The organism is Microvirga tunisiensis, from assembly GCF_009296175.1.
In the GTDB taxonomy this organism is placed as follows: Bacteria; Pseudomonadota; Alphaproteobacteria; order Rhizobiales; family Beijerinckiaceae; genus Microvirga; species Microvirga tunisiensis.
The window spans coordinates 1-1,142 of the sequence record NZ_VOSK01000808.1; the positions used below are offsets into that span (position 1 = coordinate 1).

Here is a 1,142-nt window from a genome sequence, read left to right on the forward strand (position 1 = left end):
CGGCTTGGGTCCCATGGCAAAACACCAGGTTTGAGCGGGTCCTTCCCCAGATGCTGGCATTTTACAATGCTTCGGGGCGACGAAGAATCCTTCTGTCCCAACGAGTTGTGGGTTATTCAGGGCCGACTACTTGAATCGCATCGAGTAGGACCACCGTGCCATCAAGCGACGGGCCAGACCCATGCTTGGCTTCAAGTCTCTTGCCACTGCACGCGTCATCCTCGGCGGGATCGAAATGGTCCACATGATGCGGAAAGGACAGGCGAAGCCGGTCGCGCTTGAGTCTCGACAGGTAGTCGATGAACAGGACGCCGTTCAGGTGGTCGATCTCGTGCTGCACGCAGGTGGCGAGCAAGCCATCCGCATCCTGCTCGATCGTCTCGCCTTGCAGGTTCATGTAGCGGAAGCGCACCCGATCCGGCCGCTCGACCTCCTCGTAATATTCGGGGATCGACAGACAGCCTTCCTCGTAGACGCGCTTCTCCTCCGAGGCCCAGACGATCTCGGGATTGATGAGCACCATCGGTTGGCGCTCGTCCTCGGACTTCGACACGTCCATGGTCACCATACGCACCGGCATGCCGATCTGGATGGCGGCAAGGCCGATACCGGGGGCGTGGTACATGGTTTCCAGCATGTCGTCCGCCAGCCGGCAGATCTCGCCCGTGACCTCCTTGATGGGCTCGGAGGTCATGCGGAGCTTGGAATCGGGGAGGATGACGAGGGGTCTGATGCTCATGATTACGGGAAATTAGCAGCCGTTAGCGGATGATGTCGCCATTCGACGGCGAAGGCAGGATACCCATCTCGCCATCCGTCTCAGCGACAGCAGATTCAGGGCCCGGCACGAGCTCGCGGGCATTCCCCGAAACTCCGGAGGCGCCTTGCGAACTTCGCCGAGTTTATCCTGGAGGACCTCAGCCGCCGTGTTACTGATGGTCCTTGATGCAATTTTGAAGAATTTACACTTTCACGATTCGTCTATCGACCTTATTTGATGTGTAGCCTCGCATTGGTGGTGCATCCGGTAAGTCATGCGGCCCTCGGCAGCAGAGCGATGCCGGGTGAGCGGCGCGGCCGATGGCGGCGCCGCTGGCCCCAGACGAAGGGATGGCGGTGCGCGTTCCAGTAGATCGTGGAGC

General features: G+C 60.0%; 2 pseudogenes. One reads left to right on the forward strand and one right to left on the reverse strand.

The annotated features are described in order from the left end of the window. Positions 1 to 148: 148 nt before the first annotated feature. Positions 149 to 268: pseudogene (locus FS320_RS49490) on the forward strand (DDE-type integrase/transposase/recombinase); the annotation flags it as partial. Here the strand turns inward: FS320_RS49490 and def are convergent. Then, positions 254 to 739 (reverse strand): annotated as a pseudogene (gene def / locus FS320_RS43790) (peptide deformylase); the annotation flags it as partial. The pseudogenes FS320_RS49490 and def overlap by 15 nt on opposite strands. Positions 740 to 1,142: the final 403 nt, after the last annotated feature.